Here is a 20,911-nt window from a genome sequence, read left to right as displayed (position 1 = left end):
GCCGCTCAGGACGGGTCCGGCACCTGGTCCCACTCGTCGGCGTACCGCGAGAGCACCGTCCACCGTGACACCGGCCACGTGGTGATGAACGCACGACCGACCACGTCGTCGACCGGCACCGTGCCGTGCACGCGGGAGTCCGCCGAGTTGTACCGGTTGTCGCCCATCACCCAGATGCGCCCCTTCGGCACGGTGATGTCGAAGTCGGTGCCGGAGACCCGGTCCGACCCGATCTCGGGCACCACGTAGGGTTCGTCGACCGGGTGGCCGTTCACCGACAGGTGTCCGCCGGTGCCGCAGCACGAGACGGTGTCGCCGGGCAGTCCGATCACGCGCTTGATCAGGTCGTCGCCCTGCCCGGTGCCGAGCCAGCCGCCCGGGTCCTGGAACACGACGACGTCACCGCGCTGCAGCGGCACGGCGCCGGGGACGAGTTCGTTGACGAGCACGCGGTCGCCGATCAGCAGCGTGTTCTCCATCGACGCGGACGGGATGTAGAAGGACCGGACCAGGTAGGTCTTCACCAGGAACGACGCCAGCAGCGCCACGACGACGATGACGACGAGGTCGCGGAGGAACTTCCAGCCGGCCCGCTTCGGCTTCGGCTCGGACTCGGTGGCGCTCAATGCGTCAACACCACCTTCACGAGACCGATCACGAACGCCACGGCGGCCAGCACGATGCCGCCCCAGAGCCCGAGGAACGTGGGCCGCTTGCCGCTGAACCGCTGCATGAAGACACCGACCATCCCGATGCGCACGACCAGGATGACCAGGGCGGCCGTCTGCGCCCACCCCGTCGGGATCCACCCGATCCACGCCACCGCGTACAGCACCGCAGGAATGAGCCCGGACGTCGCGATCGGGTTCGCGTTCCGCATGATCGTCACGACCGATTCACGCCGGGCGTCGTCCGTCTGGGAGTCGTCGCCGCCGAGGCCGTGCGCCACCAGGTGTGCGAGCACGTGCGCCAGGTAGGTCAGGACCGCGGTCGCCAGGACGGCCCAGATCGCCGACCCGTGGTGGATGGCGGCCGGGTCGACGGCGATCGCGGCGGCGAGCACCGTGATGTTGCCGTAGATGTAGGACGACATCCGGTCGCGGACGTGCTCGATCGGCAGGTCGCGCGGGTCCGGACGACCGCCGCGGGGTCCGCGTCCGCGTCCGAGCGGTGGTCGTGTGCGTGGCATCCGTCCATCTTGGCCCTCGCGTGCCGGTCCTCGCCGACAGGACACCGAGTGCGATGGCCACGCGCGTGGCCGGTTCCGGCAGACTGGGTGGCGATCGGTGCGACGGCGCACCGGACAGGAGGCCCGTATGACGTCCGCACGACCACTCGCCCTGGTGACCGGTGTGGGCCGCAGAGCCGGCATCGGCGCGGCGCTCGCCACCCGTCTGGCGACCGACGGCTGGGACCTGGCCATCTCGTGGTGGGGCCCGTACGACGACCGCGTGAGCGGTGGGGCGGATCCCGACGGGGTCGAATCCGTCGTGCAGGAGTGCGAGTCGGTGGGTGCACGCGTGACGCGCCTCCCGGTCGACCTGGAGGACCCGGACCAGGCGGCCGCCCTGGTCGGCCGCGCCGAGACCGAGGCGGGCGCCCCCGTCACCGCGCTGGTGATGTCGCACTGCGAATCGGTCGACTCGGACGTCCGGACCACGACGGTCGAGTCGTGGGACCGGCACTTCGCGGTCAACGCCCGCGCGCCGTTCCTGCTCGTGCAGGCGTACGCGGCCGCACTCGAACGAGTTGGCGACGCCGCACCGCGGGACCGCCGGCGGATCGTCGCGCTGACGAGCGACCACATCGCGTACAACCTGCCGTACGGGGCGTCGAAGGGGGCGCTCGACCGTCTCGTGTTCGGTGCCGCGAAGGAGCTCGGCAGCCTCGGTGTCAGTGCGAACGTGGTGAACCCCGGCCCGAACGACACCGGGTGGATGTCCGACGACGTCAAGCGCTGGGCGGTCGAGGGCACGCCGCTCGGCCGACTCGGACGACCGTCGGACACCGCTGCACTCGTCGGGTTCCTCTGCTCGGAGCAGGGACGCTGGGTGAACGGGCAGCTGCTGACGTCGGACGGCGGGATCTCGAACCGCGCGTGACCCGGGCGGCGGCAGCCGGCGCCGAGTCTCGGGGTCGGCGACACTTCTCGTGGCTGCGGGCGCGAGAAGTGTCGCGCAGCCCGAGTCTCGGCCGCCCCGCGGCGGACAGCGTCAGCCGCGACCGGGCGCGGTCACCTCGATGCGGTTCGCCCACGGGTCCTCGAACGCGACCGTCCGGCCGTCGTCGGCGGTCTGCACCCCGGTGTCGTGCATGCGTGCGACGAGGGCACCGAGGTCGTCCGACCCGGGCACCTCGATCCGCACGAGCCCCAGCCCGAGCGCGAGCTGGCGGCGCCCGGCCCCACGGGAGTTCCAGGTGTTCATCGCCATGTGGTGGTGGTAGCCGCCGGCGCTGACGAACAGGGCCTCGCCCCACCCGGCCGTCGTCGCGAAGCCGAGCTTGTCGACGTAGAAGTCCTTCGCGCTGGCGACGTCGCCGACCGACAGGTGCACGTGACCGACCCGACCCGGCGCGTTCGGCGCGGACTCCAGCGCCTCGGCCGTCAGGTGCTCCTGCAGGAACGCGTTCGGGTCGACGTACTTCGTGTCCATGTCGACCATGCCGTGCGTCCACGACCACTCCGTGCGGTCACGGTCCCAGTACAGCTCGACGCCGTTGCCCTCGGGATCGGTGAAGTAGAACGCGTTGCTGACCAGGTGATCGGCACTGCCGGTGAAGGTCTGCGGGAACTTCGTCGCGACCGAGTACAGAGCGGCGGCCAGGTCGGCCCTCGTGTCGAACAGGATCGCGGTGTGGAACAGGCCGGCGTCGTGCGGGCCGGCGTGCTGCATCGACGGCGCGTGCTCGAGGATCACGATCGGGATCGCCAGACCACCGGCGCCCGGTCGCCCGAGGACGGCGACGCCGCCCTCGTTCGAGAGCAGCGAGAGCTGGACGCCGTCGCGGTAGTAGCCGATCATCCGGTCGAGGTTCGCGACGCGGAGGGTGACGGCACCCATCCCGGTGTCGGCGGCGAGGAGGTCCTGCGTGTGCATGGCACCAGTGTGCGCCCATTTGGTTGACGCGTCAACCAAATGGCGTCGGTCGCCCGCGCCAGAGCGACAGATCCACGCCATCCCGGTGCGAGGTACCCGCCAAAGCGACAGATCGCCGCGAACAGTTCGCGGCAATCTGTCGCTTTGGCGAACGGGGCGCGCAGCGGACGGGGCGCGCAGCGGACGGGGCGCGCAGGCGACGGGAGGCCCGGTGCGCCTCCGCCCCGCCGGCCGCGGTCAGCGGGAGCGGAAGTAGCGGTGCAGCGCGCGCTCGCGGATCGCGGCCGCGGCGAGCGCACCGCCGAGCAGCGCGCCCACGAGCCCGAGGGACACGATCGCGATCGCCTCGCGCACGATCGGCAGTGCGTCGTCGACGTCGAGGCCACGCACCGACACCACCGCGACGCTCGTCGCGACCAGAGCCCCGACCGATCCCCAGACCAAGTGCTGCAGGACGATGCCGAGGACCTGCGCGCTCCGCGGCACCCCGACGTGCCGGTCGGAGGCCAGGGCGAGCCGGCGCCGTGCGACCGCTGCCGCGCCGATCGTCAGCCCCACGAGGGCCGCTGCACCGAACGGGACGAGCACTGGCTGCCGCGCCGCGGGGGTGAAGACCGCGCCCAGGGTCGGGTTGAGCTGCCCGGCGGTGGGTCGGTCTCCGCCCTCGGCCCCGCTCGCCGGCAGGACGGTGCGCCGGAGCATCGAGACCGTGTCGTCGCGCTGCGGCCACACCGTCGCCCAGCAGGCGTCGAACGGCGACCCGTCGTCCACCGTCGGCGCGAGGACCGCGTACTCCAGGTCGGGGTCCCGGCCGTCGTCGGGGTGGTCGTACACACCGGCGACTCCGGTGCCCGCGCCGCCCACCCTCACGAGGCGATCGCCGGCAGCAAGCCCCAGGGTCTCGTGCACCGTGGGCGAGATGATCACTCCCGCGGCCCCGTCGGCAGCGGAGCCGCCGAGCAGGCCACGCACCCCGGCGGTCACCTCGTAGGTCGGGATCGCCGAGCCCGGCAGCGCGGCGGGGACGACCCCGGCGTCGAGGCGACGGAACGCACCGGACGCGATGACCCCTTCGGCATCCGCGAGGGCATCGCACACGCGGCCGTCGATCCGCCCCTCGGCTCGCTGGACGGTCGTCGCCGCACCGCTCGCGACGAACACCGCAGCCGCTCGGACGTCACCGGCGACCGCTGCGGCGCGCAGGCCCACGACACCGCTGAGCAGCACCGCGAGGACGGCAGCGGTCACGGCTGCCCACGAGGCTCCGGAGGCGATGTCGCGCCACGCCTCCCGCCAGACCTCGGTCACCTGCATCCGGCGGGGGCTCATCGGTACCGCCCGAGGTCGAGCACTCCGTCGCAGGCGTCACGGGTCGCGTCGTCGTGCGTGGCGACGACGACGACCGTCCCCGACGCGGCGAGCGCACCGATCCCACGGTTCACCTCGATCGCGGTCGCCCGGTCGAGTTGCGCCGTCGGCTCGTCGACCAGCATCAGACCCGGCGCACTCGCGATCGCGCGCGCGAGCATCAGGCGTTGCGCCTCGCCACCGGACAGTTCGGCGAACCGCGCGTGCGCCCGCGAACCGAGCCCGAAGCGCTCGAGGACCCCGAGTGCCCGGACGTCCGCGGTCCGACGATCCGCGCCCTGGGCGACGAACGGCAACGCGACGTGGTCGAGCACGCGGCGGCGGGCCACCCCGTACGGGTTCTGGAAGACCCAGAGCGGCCGACAGCCCGGCGGGCGGACGGCGGCACCGCGCGTCGGACGGAGCATCCCGGCGAGGATCGCGAGCAGCGTGGACTTACCGGAGCCACTCGGCCCGACGACCGCGGTCACGCTCCCCTCGGCGAAGGTGCGGTCGACGCGGTCGAACAGCACGGTGCCGTTCGGCCAGACGTGCCCGACGCCCTCGAGCGTCACCGACACGAGCTGGACCGGTCCGGCGCGGCACGGATCCGGTCGAGCGTTCGTCCGCCGGGCACCCGAACGAACGACTGCCCGAGTTCCGACCCGAGGACCTCGACCCGGAGCGGCCGCCCCGTCGTCGGTTGCACGCACGCCCGGTCGCCCTCGAGGTCCCAAAGAGCCGTCGGTGGCACCACCTGGACGGTCCGCGGGCGACTGAGCGTCCACGTCGCGGCCACCGTCGGTACGCCGTCCGCCGAAGCGACCGTCGCCGCGTACTCCGGCAGGGCGGTGATCGCGGCGAGGGACGTCGGCGACGAGACCACCCCGGCGGCGTCGATCGGGACGTCGGCGTTCCCGATCCGCAGCACGCGCTCCCCCGGCGCCGGATCGACCGGGAGCGCCTCGATGCGCGCACCGCGGAGTTCGGCCGGGAGTTCGACGAGGACACCGTCGGCGTCGACCGCCGCCCCGACGACGGCCACGCACGCCAGGACGGCGTTCTCGGCGGCTGGCACCCATGCGAACGGGTCACGCGGCACGACGTCGTCGGGCAGGTCGTCGCGGTCGACACCTCGGTCGACCAGGAACTGGTGCGCAGCTCGGAGCGTGCCCGGGCCGAGGACGCCGTCGATGCTCAGTCCGGCACCGAGGCGCGTGAGTTCCCGCTGCAGCCCCGTGACGTCGGCCCCGCGGTCGCCGAGCTCGAGGTCGCGCCACAGCGGCTCGTCACTGGCGAGCGCGATCACCGGCCGCCCGTCGACCCGCGCGAGGACGTCCCCGCTCCGCACGGGCGCCCCGGTCGAGCACGTCGACGTCGTCACCGTGCCGGTCCGCGACGTCACGACCGCCCGTGGGGCACCGGTGGCGAGTGCGAGCTGCACCTGTCGTTCATCGGCATCGGTGCGCTCGGTCACCCGGACGGTGCTCGCGGGGGCCGCCGTCCGGAGTGCAGCCGGGACCTCGGCCGGCACAGCGACCACGATGGCGGCGGCCGTCGCCGCCGCGACCACCATCGCCCCGAGCGCCAGGAGCGCGGCAGACGGGAAGCGCATCACTGCCGCCAGAGCCCGAGCGGATCAAGGGCGCACTGCTTCGCCTGCTCGCCCATCGAGTCGAACGGGAAGGCGTCGGCGTCCTGGTCCTTCCGCCACTGTTCCTCGGTGTAGTCAGGTCCGACCAGACCGGCCCTCCGCAGACACGGAACGGTGATCTTCGCATCATCGAGTCGGTCGGGGTTCCGCCGCGTCTCTTCGTAGAGGTACGTCACGTACTCGTCGGCGGTTTCCTCGCATTTTCGGAGGATCGGGTCCGAGCGCTCGAAGAAGCCGTCGGGATAGCGTCCATCGAGTGATTCGAGGCCGAATCCACCGTCCGGGTCGTAGTCGATCCGCAGTCCGGAGTCCGCGAGGCACCGGCCCACGCGCTCGTGCGCAGCCTCGAGCTCCGCAGTGGTCACCTCACCGTCAGCGAGGACCTTGAACTCGAAGTCCGAAACACCGTCATCGAGCGCAGCTCGGAACTCTTCGGCCCACGGCCCGGCCATCGCAAGGTGCGCATCCGACGAATTCGTGGCTTCCACAGCGGGGGTGCATCCTGACAAGAGGAGAACTGCGGCGGCCATGACGCTCACTGCGCCACGGCCGCCGAGCGGACGGCGCATCTACCGCGCCGTCATCCCGTAGGAGACAGCATTGGCCCAGCAAGCGGTCTGCTGTGAGATCGCTCCCCTGCCGACCCACTTTCCGTACTTCGACGGCGCGTTCCTTATCGCGTTCCAGTGTCGCGCGCCGTTGCCACACGAGTTGTTCTTTCCCTTCGTCCAGGTCACAGACCCGTAGCAGGCAGCACTCGCCTCCGGCGCCGTCACGGTGTCGACCGCGATCCCGCCGCCCACGACACTCCCCAGCACGACCGCACCCAGTACGACGTTCTTGATCGACATCGATCTCCCCTTTCATCGCGACATCGCCCTGATGTCACCGTTAACGTATTACCGGTCAGTACGAGAACGCAACGACCACCACCACATCCGTGCAGGATGGACGCGTGACTGATGACATCCAGTGGGAGGTGGTCGAGGAGAGCTCCCTCTCACTCCCGGACCACGAAGCGATTGCAGCACTGCTCGCGCAGGCGTTCCCGGACTGGTCCCACTGGTACGTGGGCGGCCGTAGCTGGTCCGGCATGCAGCCCGAACGCCGGGTCCTCGCCCGCGACCAGGACGGCGTCGTCCTGGCGCACGTCGGGATCCGCCGCATGTTCATCACGGTCGGCGGGCGCGACGTCCTGGTCGGTGACACCGGCCTCGTCGCCGTGTCGCCCAGGCTCCAGGGATCGGGCAAGGGCCGGGAACTCATGGAGCGCACGCACGCCGTGCTCGACGGGCTCGCGGTGCCGTACGGCTTCCTCGGCGCGGGCGAGAACCGCATCCCCTTCTACGCGAAGCTCGGCTGGCACGAGTTCCCCGAGGTCGTCGGCACCTTCTCGGCGTTCACCGCCGAGGGCGCCGGCATCACGAACACCGAGCAGGGCGGCTGGATGGTGCGGCCGGTGGCCGCAGCCCTGGAGGACTGGCCGGCCGGCCCGATCTGGCTGAACGGCCAGGAGGTCTAGGAACAGACCACGAACGGACGGGAGGCACGGTGCCAGCTGGCACCGTGCCTCCCGTCCGTCAGGTGGTGGACCGGGGCTCACGCCCCCGCGTCCACCGGACTACGCCTCGACCGCCACGGTCTCCGGGTCCTCGTTCGAACCCGGCGCGCTCGGCACGACCGCAGCGCGCACGCGCGCACCGAGGTCGGCGTCGACGTTCGTCCAGTACGCGAACACGCGCTCGCGCAGGTCGTCGCGCGTCACCTTCGAGACGTGCCCGGCGATGTTGCCGACCAGGCGCTCACGGGCGGCGTCGTCGAGGACCTCTCGGACGAGCGTGCCGGCCTGACCGAAGTCGTCGTCCTCCGGGTGCAGGGTCGCAGCGGAACGCTGCAGCGCACCGTCCGACTCCCAGCCGGGCACGTCGTCGGTCGCGGTCGGGTCGGCGTGTGCACCACCGAGCGAGTTCGGCGCGTACACGGGCACCTCGGACTTCTGGAAGTCGAAGCGCATCGCGCCGTCCTTCGAGTACGAGTGCACCTCGTTCTTCGGGGCGTTCACCGGCAGCTGGGCGTGGTTCGTGCCGACGCGGTAGCGGTGGGCGTCCGCGTAGCTGAAGATGCGCGCCAGGAGCATCTTGTCCGGGCTCGCCGCGATGCCGGGCACGAAGTTCGAGGGGGCGAAGGTCGCCTGCTCGATCTCGGCGAAGTAGTTCTCCGGGTTGCGGTTGAGCTCCATCGTGCCGACCTCGATGAGCGGGTAGTCCGCGTGCGGCCACACCTTCGTCAGGTCGAACGGGTTGAAGCGGTAGGACTCGGCGTCCGCGTAGGGCATGACCTGCACCTTGAGGGTCCAGCGCGGGAAGTCTTGACGCTCGATCGCGGCGTGCAGGTCACGGATGTGGAAGTCCGCGTCCTCGCCAGCGATGCGGTCGGCGTCCTCCTGCGTCAGGGTCTTGTGGCCCTGCTCGGTGATGAAGTGGTACTTCACCCAGAAGCGCTCGCCCTCGCCGTTGATCCACTGGTAGGTGTGCGAGCCGAAGCCGTCCATCTCGCGCCACGAGGCGGGCAGACCGCGGTCGCCCATCAGCCACGTGACCTGGTGCGCCGACTCGGGCGACAGGGTCCAGAAGTCCCACTGCATGTCGTGGTCGCGCAGGTGCGAGCCGGGCAGGCGCTTCTGCGAGCGGATGAAGTCCGGGAACTTGATGCCGTCGCGGATGAAGAAGACGGGGGTGTTGTTGCCGACGAGGTCGTAGTTGCCCTCGGACGTGTAGAACTTCAGCGCGAAACCGCGGGGGTCGCGCCACGTGTCGGGCGAACCCTGCTCACCGGCGACGGACGAGAAGCGCGTGAGCATCTCGGTCTGCTGACCCGGCTGCAGGAACGCGGCGCGGGTGTACTTGCTGACGTCCTGCGTGACGGTGAAGGTACCGAAGGCGCCGCCGCCCTTCGCGTGGACGACCCGCTCCGGCACACGCTCGCGGTTGAACTGGGCGAGCTTCTCGACCAGGTAGTGGTCGTGCAGCGCGAGGGGGCCGTCGGCCCCGACGCCCATCGAGTGCTCGTCGCTCGAGACGGGAGCGCCGGAGTTGGTGGTCGTGGTGGGGGTGCCGGCCGGCTGGCCGGGCGTCGTGTTCTGGTCGGACACGGTTCCTCCTTGGGTGGAACGGTTGGTTCGGTCAGGGGTGCTCGGGTGGTTCAGGGGACGCGCGGGGCGTCGGGCGCGGCTGCGTCGCCGGCTGCGTCATCGCCCGCGTCGTCGCGCTCGGCCGCAGCGCACCGCTCGCAGATGCCCCAGTAGGTGACCTCGGCGGTGGTGACGGCGAAGCCGTGCGCGTCCGACGGGGTCAGGCAGGGCGAGTGTCCGACGGCGCAGTCGACGTCCTCGATCGCGCCGCACAGGGTGCAGACGATGTGGTGGTGGTTGTCACCGGTGCGTCGCTCGTACCGCGCGGGGCTGCCGGCCGGCTCGATGCGTCGGACGAGGCCGACGCCGGTCAGCGCGGCGAGCACGCCGTACACGGCCTGGTGGCTGGTCGTCGGGAGTTCCGCCGTGAGCGCCGTGACGATGTCGTCGGCGGTGGCGTGCGGCATCGATTCGGTGGCCCGCAGCACCGCGAGTCGCGGCGTCGTGACCCGGAGGCCCGAGGTGCGGAGCAGATCGGCGTCGGCGTCCATGCTGAGCCTTTCTTTTGCAGGAATCAAGACAACACGTTCACTGTACACGAGCCGTCGTGGCGCGTACTCGTCGGAACACATTCCGCGACCGGTATGCGACGTGTCACGATCTGGCGGCGATCACCTGGAGGGACGCTGGAACGATCGGTCTGCACGCTAACGTCCCGACATGTCCACGAGCCACGGCCTGTCTGAACAGGCGAACAGCGCACCGGACGTCCGGGGGATCATCGCGAGGCGGGACCTGGTCGTCGACCTCATCCGGACGGCCTGCGTCGTCCTCGTCGTCATCGTGCACGTCACGATGGTCGGCGTCGCGTCCGACGACCAGGGGGTGCGGGTGACGAGCCCCCTGCAGGAGCTCCCGTGGTACGTCGCCGCCACCTGGGTCGGGCAGGTGATGCCCCTCTTCTTCGTGGTCGGCGGCTTCGCGAGCGCAGTCGGCTGGCGCAGCACCGTCGCCCGCGGTGCACCGAGCCCCGCGCGCGACTACCTGGCCACCCGCCTCGTGCGCCTGTTCCGGCCGGCGATCCCGCTGTTCGTGTTCCTCGCGCTCGGGCTCGGTGTGGCCACGGCCGTCGGCACCCCGCCGGGCCTCCTCGCCGAGGTCGCGTTCGGCATCGGTTCGCCGCTCTGGTTCCTCGCCGCGTACGGCATCACGCAGTGCTGCGTGCCGCTGATGATGCGGTTCCACGAGCGCGCACCCTGGGCAACCCTCGGCGTGTTGCTCGTGCTCGCCGCGGTGGTCGATGCGGTCCGCCTGGCCACCGGGGTCGCCGAGGTCGGACTGCTCAACCTCGGGCCGGTGTGGCTCTTCGCGCAGCAGCTCGGGTTCCTCTGGGCCGACGGGTGGTTCGCACGGCGGTCGAAGGCGCTCCTGCTCGCGGTGGCCGTCGCCGCCTACGCCCTGCTCGTCCCGATGACCTCGATCGGCTTGTGGGCACCGGACATGCTGCAGGACCTCAACCCGCCGATGCTCCCGCTGGCGTTCCTCGCGATCGCGCAGGCCTGCCTGGTCCAGCTCGTGCACGCCCCGCTCAGTCGCCTGATGCGCACCAGGGCCGCGCTCGGAGCCGTGTTCGTCCTCGGCCGCGACGGTATGACCATCTACCTGTGGCACCTGCCGCTGTTCATCGCGCTGAACGGGGTCGCCCTGCTGGTCGGGGTGCCTTTCCCGTCGCCGGGCTCGGGTGGGTGGTGGGCGTCCCGGCTGATCGCGCTGGTCGCGGTGCTCGCCGTCGCGCTCGGGGTTGCTCGCGCGCTCCGTTGGTTCGACCGCCCGCTCCCCCGGCTGCTGCCCCCGGCCGACCGCCCGTCCTGGCCGGTCGTCGCTGTCGCTGCGCTCTGCACGATCGGTCCGGCGTTCCTGGTGATGCAGCTGCACCTGTCCTTCGGGGTCGCGGTCATCGGCGCCGTGGCCGTGCCGATCGGGGTGTGGTTGCTCTCGCGGACCACGCCGGCCAGGGGCGCCACCCGGATCTGAAACGGTTCTCACCGTTCGGGGCCACTCCGGCCTGCACCGGCACACGCGCCGGGCAGAGGATGGCGGCAGGCCGATCCCCTGGAGGCACCCGACGCCGTCGACACCCGAGTTCTGGAGCACCTGGCGGTTCGATCCCCTGTCCGCGGTGATGATCGCCGTCGCCGCGGTCGCCTACGGCTGGTGGGTCGTCGGCGCCGCACGTCGCGGCGCACGCTGGCCCTGGTGGCGCACCCTCGCCTTCGCCGCCGCACTGGTGCTGTTCGGCATCCTGCAGTTCGGCATCGTCGGCGTGTACGACCAGCAGCTGCGCTGGGCGTTCGTGCTGCGGTCGGCGCTCCTCTTCTTCGCGGTCCCCACCTTCGCCGCGCTCGGTGCGCCCGTCTCGTTGCTCCGGACAGGAGGCCCGGATAACCTCGCGCACGCTGCCGACGCCGCCATGCGGTCGCGTCCAGTGCGCCTGCTCGGCAACGCGATCGTCGCGCCGCTCGTCGCCCTCGTCCTGTTCGGCCTGTTGCTGACACCGTTCGCGGCGACCCTGCGCGAATCGTCCGTCTGGGCCGTCGTGATCACGGTGACGGTCCCGATGCTCGGGTTCGGGTTGCTCGCTCCGCTGTCCGAGCCCGGGGTGCTGCGGTCGTCGACGTTCGTCACCGCGGAGTTCCTGCTCGCCTTCGTGGAGCTGATGATCGACGCGGTGCCGGGCATCGTGCTCCGGATCACGAACCACGTGCTCGACGGGTCGGTGGTGCAGGCCGTGGGGCAGCCGTGGTTCCCGTCGCCGCTGCGCGATCAGCACCTGGCGGGCGACCTGCTGTGGTTCATCGCCGAGGTGGCGGACATCCCCGTGCTCATCTCGCTGTTCATCCGGTGGCAGCGGACCGATCGCCGCGAGGCCCACGCCGTCGACGCCCTGACCGACGAGCAGATCGACGAGCTGACGCGGGAGCACCTGCAGCGCCGGGGTTGAGCGCGCGGGCGGGGCGGGGCGAGCGGCGGGTTTCACATGGTGAGCAGAAATGGTCGGGTGCCCGCAGGCGACCCGACCATTTCTGCTCACGAACTGTGCGCGTTCCTACTTCGACGGGGCTCCGGCGGCCTCGGGCTGCGTTGCGACCGAACCGGTCTGCTGCCAGGCGACGGTCTGCTTCGGCTTCGCCAGGAACAGCGCCGCCACGATCGCCGCGATGAGCACGATCGCCGGAAGGAACAGCGACTCACCCATCGCCCGCGAGAACGGCTCGAGCAGGAACCCGGGCAGTCCGCCGACCTGCTGCTCGGCACCACCGGCGGAGGTCCCACCGGTCGACGCCGGGAAGTTCGCGGTGATCCGGGCCTCCATCAGCGCGGCGATGCCGGCCGAACCGAGCACGGCACCGATCTGACGCGTGGTGTTGTAGACGCCCGAGCCGGCACCGGCCAGCTTCGGCGGCAGGTTGCGCGTCGCCGAGACGGACAGCGGACCCCACATGCAGGCGTTGGCGATGCCGAGGAGCGCGCTCGGCAGGAGCACCCATCCCCAGTCGGCACTCGACGACAGCAGGGCGCCGAACCAGAACAGCCCGGCCGAGAAGCACGCGAGGCCGAACGCGGCGACCCAGCGCGGGTTCCACCGGTTGAGGTTCTTGCCGACGAGCGGTGCGAGGCCGGCGGACAGCACGGCCTGCGGCACGAGGAGCAGTGCAGCCTGGGTCGGCGAGAACCGCAGGACGTCCTGCGCCCAGAGCATGATCGGCAGCGCGAACGAGGCGATCGCGACACCGACGGCCGTGATGGCGACGTTGGCCAGGGTGAAGTTGCGGTCCTTGAACAGGCCGAGGGGCAGCAGCGGCTCACCCTTCTGCACGCCCTGCCAGACGACGAACCCGGCAAGCACCACGAGCCCGACGATGATGAGCGACCACACCGAGATCGGTCCGGCGATGACGCCCCAGTCGTAGGTCTCGCCTTCCTGGATGCCGAAGACGAGCAGGAACAGGCCGGCCGCCGACAGGAAGATGCCGAGGTAGTCGAAGCGGTGCCCGTGGCGGTCGAACGACGGCACGAAGCGCTGCGCGAGCACGAACGCCACGACACCGACGGGGACGTTCACGAAGAAGATCCACTCCCAGCCGAAGCCGTCGACGAGCAGACCGCCGACGATCGGGCCGACGAGCGAGGCGACACCGGCGACGGCGCCCCAGAGACCCATCGCGGCACCGCGGTTCTGCGGCGGGAAGATGCGCGTGATGACGGACATCGTCTGCGGGCTCATCATCGCGGCGCCGAGGCCCTGCACGACGCGGGCCACGATGAGCATCTCGATCGAGCCGGCCAGACCGCACCAGAGGCTGGCGAGCGTGAAGACGACGAGGCCGATCTGGTACATGACCTTCGGGCCGAAGCGGTCACCGAGGCGGCCGGTGATGAGCAGCGGCACCGCGTAGGCGAGCAGGTACGCGCTCGTCACCCAGATCACGGAGTTGATGTCCGCGTCGAGCTTCTGGGCGATGGTGGGGGTGGCGACCGACACGATGGTCGAGTCGACGAGGATCATGAAGAAGCCGACGACGAGCGCCCAGAGGGCGGGCCACGGCTTCTTCTCGGTCGTCCGCGGAGGCGTGACGGTGGTCATCGAGTGGTGTCCTTGCTGTTCGTGGGGAAGTCAGTGTCTGTGGGGACGGCCGGGCCGTCCCAGGGGAGGTCGCCGCTGGCGATGCGGTCGACGGTGGTGCTGAGCCACTCGATCTGCGCGGCGAGCATCGCACGGACGTACGACACGTCGAGCCAGTACCGCTCGGTCAGCTGCTTGGCCTGCACGCGCTGGAGTGCCTGGTCGTAGTCGTCGCGCTCCTGTTCGAGTGCGACGATCCGGGCCCGGACGGCATCGACCGCCTCGGTGTGCGGCAGGTTCTCGAGCACGGAGAGGGCCAGGTGGAACTCCGGGTACTCGTCCGCGGGCTCCGCCACCATGCGGCGGAGGCCGTCCGCGAGCGCTGCGCGACCGGCGTCGGTGATCGTGTAGGTGGTGCGTTCCGGCCGGTTGCCGTCGCGGTCGGTGCCCACGACCTCGGCGAACCCGAGCTCGGCGAGGCGGCCGACCTGGTGGTACAGGGTGCCCGGGCGGACCTTGACGTTCCGCTCCTCCTGCCGGTGGACCATCGTCTGGAACATCTCGTACGGGTGCATCGGTGCCTCGTTCAGCAGGTCGAGCGCGGCGAACGCGAGGGGCGTGAGCGACGCCATGCGGGCCTCCTGACGGATCGATGCGGCAGTCTTCCGACTGGACTATTCGACTTCGAATATACGGAGTCGAACACAGGTGAGCAAACGCACAGCACGTTCTCCACAGGAGGCCCGGATCCGTCCCGGCGTGTCGCGCGCGCCCCGTAGACTGGTCGCGTCCCCCACCCCTGAAGCGCTGGAGAGAACACGTGCCAACGATCGTCGTCGAGGTCATGCCCAAGGCTGAGATCCTCGACCCCCAGGGCAAGGCGGTGGGCAACGCCCTCGCCCGTCTGGGCAAGGCCGACCTGACCAACGTCCGCATCGGCAAGCGCTTCGAGGTGACCGTCGACGGCCCCGTCGACGACGCCAAGCTGGCCGAGGTCCGCGACATCGCCGCCGACGTCTTCTCGAACGCGGTCATCGAGGACGTCGTCTCCGTGACCGTCGAAGGTCAGTGACCCGGATGCGCATCGGCGTCATCACCTTCCCCGGCTCCCTCGACGACCGTGACGCCCAGCGCGCGGTCCGTCTCGCCGGTGCCGACCCCGTCGCCCTCTGGCACGGCGACCACGACCTGCAGGGCGTCGACGCCATCGTGCTGCCCGGCGGGTTCTCGTACGGCGACTACCTGCGCGCCGGAGCGATCGCCGCGAAGGCGCCGATCATGGCCGAGGTCATCGACGCCGCCGGCAAGGGCATGCCCGTGCTCGGCATCTGCAACGGTTTCCAGATGCTGGCCGAGGCCCGCCTGGTCCCCGGGGCCCACACCCGCAACGCGCACCAGCAGTTCATCCGCCGCGACCAGAAGCTCCGCGTCGAGACCACCTCCACCGCCTGGACCTCCGGGTTCACCGCGCAGCAGGAGATCACGATCCCGCTCAAGAACGCCGACGGCCGGTTCGTCGCCGACGCCGACGAGATCAAGCGCATCGAAGACAACGGCCAGGTCGTGTTCCGCTACGTCGGCGTGAACCCGAACGGGTCGATCGACGACATCGCGGGCGTCTCGAACGAGCGCGGCAACGTCGTGGGCCTGATGCCGCACCCCGAGCACGCGACCGAGCCCGGCTTCGGCCCGGACACCGCCGCTGCCATGGCCTCCGGCACGGACGGCCTCACCTTCTTCACCTCCGTGATCGAGTCGACGCTCGTCAAGTGACGGCCGCGACTCCAGTGACAGGGAACGACAACACCGTGACGACTTACGTGCGCCCGAAGCCCGACACCGTGCAGGATGCCGCGGCGACTCCCGACAAGGACCAGCCGTACGACGCGCTCGGCCTGAAGCCGGACGAGTACGCCCGCATCAAGGAGATCCTCGGCCGCCGCCCCACCTCGGGCGAGCTGGCGATGTACTCCGTCATGTGGTCCGAGCACTGCTCCTACAAGTCCTCGAAGAACTACCTCCGTCAGTTCGGCAAGAAGGTCACGCCGGAGATGACGAAGAACCTGATGGTCGGCATGGGCGAGAACGCCGGTGTCGTCGACGTCGGCAACGGCTGGGCGGTGACCTTCAAGGTCGAGTCGCACAACCACCCGTCCTACGTCGAGCCGTACCAGGGCGCCGCGACCGGCGTCGGTGGCATCGTCCGCGACATCATCTCGATGGGCGCCCGCCCGGTCGCCGTGATGGACCAGCTCCGCTTCGGCGCGATCGACCACGAGGACACCGCACGCGTCGTGCACGGCGTCGTCGGTGGCATCTCGTTCTACGGCAACTGCCTCGGCCTGCCGAACATCGGCGGCGAGACCTACTTCGACCCGGTGTACCAGGGCAACCCGCTGGTCAACGCCCTGGCGGTCGGCGTCCTGCGGCACGAGGACCTGCACCTGGCGAACGCGTCCGGTGCCGGCAACAAGGTCGTGCTGTTCGGTGCCCGCACCGGTGGCGACGGCATCGGTGGCGCGTCGATCCTGGCGTCCGACACCTTCACCGAGGGCGGCCCGACCAAGCGTCCCGCCGTCCAGGTCGGCGACCCCTTCGCCGAGAAGGTCCTGATCGAGTGCTGCCTCGAGCTGTTCCAGAAGGAACTGGTCGAGGGCATCCAGGACCTCGGCGCCGCGGGCATCTCCTGCGCCACGTCCGAGCTCGCGAGCAACGGCGACGGCGGCATGCACATCTCGCTCGACGACGTCCTGCTGCGCGACCCCACGCTCACGGCCGAAGAGATCCTGATGTCGGAGAGCCAGGAGCGCATGATGGCGGTCGTCCGCCCCGACAAGCTCGACGAGTTCCTCGCCGTGGTCGGCAAGTGGGAGGTCGAGACCAGCGTCCTGGGCGAGGTCACCGGCACCGGCCGTCTCGTCATCGACTGGCAGGGCCAGGAGATCGTCAACGTCGACCCGCGCACCGTCGCCGTCGACGGCCCGGTCTACGACCGCCCGGTCGCCTACCCGACCTGGATCGACGCGCTGCAGGCCGACACCGCGGCGTCGCTCGACCGTCCGGCCGACGGCCCCGCGCTCAAGGCGCAGTTCCTCAGCCTGCTCGGTTCGCCGAACCTGGCGTCGAAGAACTGGGTCACGAACCAGTACGACACCTACGTGCTCGGCAACACGGCCCTGTCCTTCCCCGACGACGGTGGCATGATCCGCGTCGACGAGGAAACGGGTCTCGGTGTCGCCATCGCCACCGACGCCAACGGCCGCTACTGCCAGCTCGACCCGAAGCAGGGCGCGCGTCTGGCCCTGGCCGAGGCGTACCGGAACGTCGCCGTCACCGGTGCCGTCCCCGCCGCGGTCACCGACTGCCTGAACTTCGGCTCCCCCGAGAACCCCGAGGTCATGTGGCAGTTCTCCGAGGCGGTCGAGGGACTGGCCGACGGCTGCATGGAGCTCGGCATCCCGGTCACCGGCGGCAACGTGTCGTTCTACAACCAGACCGGCTCGACCCCGATCCACCCGACCCCGGTCGTCGGTGTGCTCGGTGTCATCGACGACGTCGCCAAGCGCGTCCCGTCGGGCTGGCAGGACGACGGCCACAACATCTACCTGCTCGGCACCACGAGCCTCGAGCTCGACGGTTCGGCCTGGGCCGGCACGGTGCACGGACACCTCGGCGGTCGTCCGCCGGCGGTGGACCTCGGTCGCGAGAAGGAGCTCGCCGAGCTGCTCTTCGCAGCGAGCGGCGAGCAGCTGCTGACGAGCGCGCACGACCTGGCGGACGGTGGCCTCGGCCAGTCGCTCGCCGAGTCGGTGCTCCGCTTCGGCCTCGGCGCCCGCGTGGTCCTCGACGAGCTCGAGTCCCGCGACGGCGTCGACACGGCGACCGCGCTGTTCTCCGAGTCGACCGGTCGCGTCATCGTGACCGTCCGGCGCGAGGACGACGTCCGCTTCCAGGGCCTGTGCGCCGGTCGGGGCTTCCCGGTCCTGCGCATCGGCGTGACCGACGCCACGTCGAACGCGCTCGAGGTCCAGGGTGCGTTCACGGCGACGCTCGACGAGCTCCGCGGCACGCACAACGCGACGCTGCCGGCCCGCTTCGGCGACGTGATCGTCGAGGACGTCACCGAGGGGTACGTCGGCCGTGGGCCGCTCGACTCCGACGGTGCGTTCTCGCCGCGCACGGACTCCTAGGCCCGGCGGACACCGCGTGCCCATCGTCACCCTGCCCTTCGCGGAGCTCGTCGACCGGTTCGGCCCCGTGCCGGACGGCATCGAGCTGGACGTGTGGGACGTCGAGGCGCCGTACGGTCGCCCGGACGACGTCGCCATCACGTTCCTGCCGTTCTACTTCGGTGGACGGCACCGCTGGCAGTTCGTGCACGACCTGCCGGCGCTCGAGCTCCTGCAGCTGCCGAGCGCCGGCTACGAGCACGCGGTGCCGCACGTGCCCGGTCACGCCCAGCTGGCGAACGGTCGGGGGATCCACGACGACGAGACCGCCGAGCTCGCCGTCGGCCTGGCGCTGACCTCGCTGCGTGAGCTCGGAGCATTCCAGGCCGATCGCGCCAACGGTGTCTGGGACGCCCGGAAGACCCGTTCCCTGGCCGACCGCCGGGTCACGGTCGTCGGCTACGGCGCGATCGGGTCGGCGATCGCCACCCGGTTCGAGGCGTTCCGCACCGAGGTCACCGTGGTGGCCCGCACCGCTCGCGACCAGGACGGTCGCCACGTGCACGCGTTCGGCGAGCTGCCCGAGCTGGCACCGACGACGGACGTCCTCGTGCTCATCGCGCCGCTGACGGACGAGACCGAACGGCTGGTCGACGCCGAGCTGCTGGCCGCGCTGCCCGACGGCGCCCTGGTGGTGAACGTCGCCCGTGGCAAGGTCGTCGACACCGATGCGCTGGTGGCGGAGCTGCAGTCCGAGCGGCTGTTCGCGGCGCTCGACGTCACCGACCCCGAGCCCCTGCCCGACGGCCACCCGCTGTGGACGACGCCGAACACGGTCCTCACGCCGCACGTCGGGGGCAACACCGACCTGAGCGTCCCGCGGTCGATCGCACTGATGCGTCGGCAGGTCGCCGCGCTGGCCGAGGGTCGCCCGTTCGAGAACCTGATCGAGCGCTAGCGCCCTGTCGGCGTCAGTCCAGTCGGAGTGCCATGCCGAGACTCGGCGCGACGTCGTCGAACCCGAGCGATCGGTACAGCCGCTGACCGGGCGGATCCCCGACGAGCGTGACGTAGGCCCCGGCGGGTGCTCGGTCGCGGACGTCCTCGAGCAGCCACTCGACCACACGGCGTCCGAGCCCACGGCGCTGGTGGTCGGGATCGGTGGCGATGTCGGCGATGTGGAAGTACCACCCGCCGTCGCCGATCGTCCGGCCCATTGCCACCGGTGTGCCGCCGGCGTCCACGACGTGGCACGCCGACCAACTGCCGGCGATCGCCCCGGCGCCCTGCTCGGCGTTCTTCGGTGAGAGTCCGGAGTCCTGGCGCAGACGCAGGTAGTCCGCCAGCGGCGGCGCCCCGACGACCAGGGTGTACGGGTCGACCTCGGTCACGGTCAGAGCGGCACGATGCACGTCGGGGTCCCGACGGCGATCTGTTCCACGGCCTCGCCCGGCACACCGTCGGCACCGACCGGCAGCACGGCGATGGCATCCGACCGCTCGTTGGCGACGAGCACGTACCCCGGCACCCGGGCGAAGTGCCGCGGCCAGGCACCCCCGCACGAGGCGGACCCGACGAGCGCGAGCCCGTCGTCGGCAGCGTCGAGCACGACGATCAGGTCGCGGCCACGAACGGCGACGGTCACGAGCCCGGCGTCGTCGACCTCGATGTGGCTGAGGAGCGACTCCCCCACCGCACCCTCGAACGTCGGGGTCGAGGCGATCGTCACGAGCGAGCCGGACTCGTCGCGGCGGAGTCGGTGGACAGCGCCGTCGAGCTCACCGGCGACGAACAGGTCGCCTGCGTACCAGGCCAGGTGCCGCGGGCCGACGCCGGGCGCCACGTGGTGCACGCGCAGCGCCTCGAGCGTGGGGACGCCGTCGGCCGACACGGTCACGCGGAACTCGTGCAGCGCGTCGCCACCGAGGTCGGCGACGAGCACCGTGCCGTCCGGCGTCGCGACGGACTGGTGCGCGTGCGGCGCATCCTGCCGGTCCTGCACCGGGCCGGTGGCGGCGGGCAGGGTCGCGACGGCGATGGCCGAGGCGGGGACGGCGAGCCGGTCGGTTCGGCCGTGCACGCCGTCTGCGGGCAGGACGACGCCGTCGCTCGCGAGGACCGAGGCGGAGAACGACTCGGCCGCCGCCAGGGACACGGCGGTGACGGTGCCGGAGACGTAGTTGGTGACGATGAGCGCCCCGGACGGGTCGACCCGCAGGTGGCACGGGGCGTCACCGCTGGCGGAGGCGTCCCACAGGTGTTCGAGCGCGCCGTTCTGCATCCGGAAGGCGGAGACGCCGCCGTCGTTCGTCTCGGACACGGCGTAGACACGGTCGCCCGACACAGCGAGGAACGAGGGATCGTCGAGCACCGCGACGGTACGAGCGACCGCGCCCGCGCGGGCAGCCCCGCCGTCGACCAGGGAGATGCCGGTCGCGTTCCCGCCGCCGGTGGCGGTGTAGGAACCGACGAGCAGGGTCGGCAGGTCGACGCTCATTCGTCGCGCCCGGCGATGCGCTCGTGGTGGTGGATGACCTCGGCGACGATGAAGTTGAGGAACTTCTCGGCGAAGGCGGGGTCGAGGTGCGCCTCGGCGGCGAGGCTCCGGAGCCGTGCAACCTGGATCTGTTCGCGGTCCGGGTCGGCGGCGGGCATGCCCGATTCAGCCTTAAGGTGCCCCACTCGCTGGGTGTACTTGAAGCGCTCGGCGAGCATGTGGATGACGGCGGCGTCGATGTTGTCGATGCTCTGCCGGATGCTCCGGAGTTCGGCGACAGCCGTCGCTTCGGCCGTCGCTTCGGGCTCGGGCGGGGTGACGTCGTCGCTCATGCCCCGAGCCTACTGGCGGACGCGCAGCCGAACCCCGCCGACGCCTGCGAGAATGAGCAC

The 20,911-nt window shown here is 71.0% G+C and carries 23 protein-coding genes; 8 read left to right on the top strand and 15 right to left on the bottom strand.

The window, feature by feature from the left end:
- Window positions 1-5: 5 nt before the first annotated feature.
- A complete protein-coding gene (gene lepB / locus EDF28_RS06120; RefSeq protein WP_123293649.1) occupies window positions 6-626 on the bottom strand; it encodes a signal peptidase I in 621 nt (206 codons plus the stop codon).
- Window positions 623-1,189: a hypothetical protein gene (locus tag EDF28_RS06115; protein WP_123937518.1), complete on the bottom strand. Its 567-nt coding sequence runs from the start codon at window positions 1,187-1,189 to the stop codon at window positions 623-625. The genes lepB and EDF28_RS06115 overlap by 4 nt, the downstream gene beginning before the upstream one ends.
- Before the next feature lie 127 nt (window positions 1,190-1,316).
- On the opposite strand from EDF28_RS06115, the gene EDF28_RS06110 reads away from it, so the two are divergent.
- A complete protein-coding gene (locus EDF28_RS06110; protein WP_123937517.1) occupies window positions 1,317-2,102 on the top strand; it encodes an SDR family oxidoreductase in 786 nt (261 codons plus the stop codon).
- A 111-nt stretch (window positions 2,103-2,213) separates the two neighbouring features.
- On the opposite strand, the gene EDF28_RS06105 is transcribed toward EDF28_RS06110, so the two are convergent.
- The 6 genes from EDF28_RS06105 to EDF28_RS06080 all read right to left on the bottom strand — a co-directional run bounded on the left by EDF28_RS06105 (window position 2,214) and on the right by EDF28_RS06080 (window position 6,950).
- A complete protein-coding gene (locus EDF28_RS06105; RefSeq protein ID WP_111085579.1) occupies window positions 2,214-3,098 on the bottom strand; it encodes a VOC family protein in 885 nt (294 codons plus the stop codon).
- Window positions 3,099-3,335: 237 nt separating this feature from the next.
- Window positions 3,336-4,427, bottom strand: a complete 1,092-nt coding sequence (locus tag EDF28_RS06100; RefSeq protein ID WP_123937516.1) for a hypothetical protein — start codon at window positions 4,425-4,427, stop codon at window positions 3,336-3,338.
- Entirely contained in the window at window positions 4,424-5,026 is a 603-nt protein-coding gene (locus EDF28_RS06095; protein ID WP_123937515.1) for an ABC transporter ATP-binding protein, read from the bottom strand. Before EDF28_RS06095 ends, EDF28_RS06100 begins: the two co-directional genes overlap by 4 nt.
- A complete protein-coding gene (locus EDF28_RS06090; RefSeq protein WP_123937514.1) occupies window positions 5,017-6,060 on the bottom strand; it encodes a peptidoglycan-binding protein in 1,044 nt (347 codons plus the stop codon). The genes EDF28_RS06095 and EDF28_RS06090 overlap by 10 nt, the downstream gene beginning before the upstream one ends.
- Window positions 6,060-6,638: a hypothetical protein gene (locus tag EDF28_RS06085; protein ID WP_123937513.1), complete on the bottom strand. Its 579-nt coding sequence runs from the start codon at window positions 6,636-6,638 to the stop codon at window positions 6,060-6,062. The genes EDF28_RS06090 and EDF28_RS06085 overlap by 1 nt, the downstream gene beginning before the upstream one ends.
- A 30-nt stretch (window positions 6,639-6,668) precedes the next feature.
- Window positions 6,669-6,950, bottom strand: a complete 282-nt coding sequence (locus EDF28_RS06080; protein WP_123937512.1) for a hypothetical protein — start codon at window positions 6,948-6,950, stop codon at window positions 6,669-6,671.
- A 104-nt stretch (window positions 6,951-7,054) separates the two neighbouring features.
- On the opposite strand from EDF28_RS06080, the gene EDF28_RS06075 reads away from it, so the two are divergent.
- Entirely contained in the window at window positions 7,055-7,621 is a 567-nt protein-coding gene (locus tag EDF28_RS06075) for a GNAT family N-acetyltransferase (RefSeq protein ID WP_165918873.1), read from the top strand.
- A gap of 99 nt (window positions 7,622-7,720) precedes the next feature.
- Here the strand turns inward: EDF28_RS06075 and EDF28_RS06070 are convergent, their stop codons facing one another.
- Together EDF28_RS06070 and EDF28_RS06065 are read right to left on the bottom strand one after the other, a co-directional pair.
- Complete coding sequence (locus EDF28_RS06070; protein ID WP_123937510.1) at window positions 7,721-9,250, bottom strand: catalase; 1,530 nt, start codon at window positions 9,248-9,250, stop codon at window positions 7,721-7,723.
- Between the two features lie 50 nt (window positions 9,251-9,300).
- On the bottom strand, window positions 9,301-9,780 hold the full coding sequence (locus EDF28_RS06065; RefSeq protein WP_123293638.1) for a Fur family transcriptional regulator: 480 nt from the start codon (window positions 9,778-9,780) through the stop codon (window positions 9,301-9,303).
- A gap of 169 nt (window positions 9,781-9,949) precedes the next feature.
- On the opposite strand from EDF28_RS06065, the gene EDF28_RS06060 reads away from it, so the two are divergent.
- Both EDF28_RS06060 and EDF28_RS06055 read left to right on the top strand, forming a co-directional pair.
- The gene (locus EDF28_RS06060; RefSeq protein ID WP_123937509.1) at window positions 9,950-11,263 is read left to right on the top strand and encodes an acyltransferase; all 1,314 of its coding nucleotides are present in this window, start codon (window positions 9,950-9,952) and stop codon (window positions 11,261-11,263) included.
- A 148-nt stretch (window positions 11,264-11,411) separates the two neighbouring features.
- The gene (locus tag EDF28_RS06055) at window positions 11,412-12,230 is read left to right on the top strand and encodes a cytochrome c oxidase assembly protein (RefSeq protein ID WP_260154619.1); all 819 of its coding nucleotides are present in this window, start codon (window positions 11,412-11,414) and stop codon (window positions 12,228-12,230) included.
- A gap of 105 nt (window positions 12,231-12,335) precedes the next feature.
- Here the strand turns inward: EDF28_RS06055 and EDF28_RS06050 are convergent, their stop codons facing one another.
- Both EDF28_RS06050 and EDF28_RS06045 read right to left on the bottom strand, forming a co-directional pair.
- Window positions 12,336-13,874 (bottom strand): DHA2 family efflux MFS transporter permease subunit, encoded by a 1,539-nt coding sequence (locus EDF28_RS06050; RefSeq protein ID WP_123937507.1) that lies wholly within the window; start codon window positions 13,872-13,874, stop codon window positions 12,336-12,338.
- Window positions 13,871-14,485 carry a PadR family transcriptional regulator gene (locus EDF28_RS06045; RefSeq protein ID WP_111085590.1) on the bottom strand — a complete coding sequence of 205 codons (615 nt, stop codon included), beginning with the start codon at window positions 14,483-14,485 and terminating at the stop codon, window positions 13,871-13,873. The genes EDF28_RS06050 and EDF28_RS06045 overlap by 4 nt, the downstream gene beginning before the upstream one ends.
- A 188-nt stretch (window positions 14,486-14,673) precedes the next feature.
- On the opposite strand from EDF28_RS06045, the gene purS reads away from it, so the two are divergent.
- From purS to EDF28_RS06025, 4 genes are read left to right on the top strand one after another with little or no spacing between them, the layout of a single operon-like run.
- Window positions 14,674-14,925: a phosphoribosylformylglycinamidine synthase subunit PurS gene (gene purS / locus EDF28_RS06040; RefSeq protein WP_017886272.1), complete on the top strand. Its 252-nt coding sequence runs from the start codon at window positions 14,674-14,676 to the stop codon at window positions 14,923-14,925.
- Window positions 14,926-14,930: 5 nt separating this feature from the next.
- Window positions 14,931-15,626 (top strand): phosphoribosylformylglycinamidine synthase subunit PurQ, encoded by a 696-nt coding sequence (gene purQ / locus EDF28_RS06035; protein WP_111085606.1) that lies wholly within the window; start codon window positions 14,931-14,933, stop codon window positions 15,624-15,626.
- 35 nt (window positions 15,627-15,661) lie between these two features.
- Window positions 15,662-18,043, top strand: coding sequence for a phosphoribosylformylglycinamidine synthase subunit PurL (gene purL / locus EDF28_RS06030; RefSeq protein ID WP_243692490.1), 2,382 nt, complete (start codon window positions 15,662-15,664; stop codon window positions 18,041-18,043).
- Window positions 18,044-18,059: 16 nt separating this feature from the next.
- On the top strand, window positions 18,060-18,980 hold the full coding sequence (locus EDF28_RS06025; RefSeq protein WP_185094150.1) for a 2-hydroxyacid dehydrogenase: 921 nt from the start codon (window positions 18,060-18,062) through the stop codon (window positions 18,978-18,980).
- 13 nt (window positions 18,981-18,993) lie between these two features.
- Here the strand turns inward: EDF28_RS06025 and EDF28_RS06020 are convergent, their stop codons facing one another.
- Genes EDF28_RS06020 through EDF28_RS06010 form a run of 3 tightly spaced genes read right to left on the bottom strand, consistent with a single transcriptional unit; the run spans window position 18,994 to window position 20,851 of the window.
- Complete coding sequence (locus tag EDF28_RS06020; RefSeq protein ID WP_260154548.1) at window positions 18,994-19,434, bottom strand: GNAT family N-acetyltransferase; 441 nt, start codon at window positions 19,432-19,434, stop codon at window positions 18,994-18,996.
- Window positions 19,416-20,519 carry a beta-propeller fold lactonase family protein gene (locus tag EDF28_RS06015; RefSeq protein WP_123937505.1) on the bottom strand — a complete coding sequence of 368 codons (1,104 nt, stop codon included), beginning with the start codon at window positions 20,517-20,519 and terminating at the stop codon, window positions 19,416-19,418. Before EDF28_RS06015 ends, EDF28_RS06020 begins: the two co-directional genes overlap by 19 nt.
- A complete protein-coding gene (locus EDF28_RS06010) occupies window positions 20,516-20,851 on the bottom strand; it encodes a chorismate mutase (RefSeq protein WP_123293629.1) in 336 nt (111 codons plus the stop codon). The genes EDF28_RS06015 and EDF28_RS06010 overlap by 4 nt, the downstream gene beginning before the upstream one ends.
- Window positions 20,852-20,911 lie beyond the last annotated feature (60 nt).

This window comes from Curtobacterium sp. PhB137, assembly GCF_003814955.1.
In the GTDB taxonomy this organism is placed as follows: Bacteria; Actinomycetota; Actinomycetes; order Actinomycetales; family Microbacteriaceae; genus Curtobacterium.
Note: the sequence above shows the minus strand (reverse complement) of the source record. Positions and strands in the feature narration are given on the sequence as shown.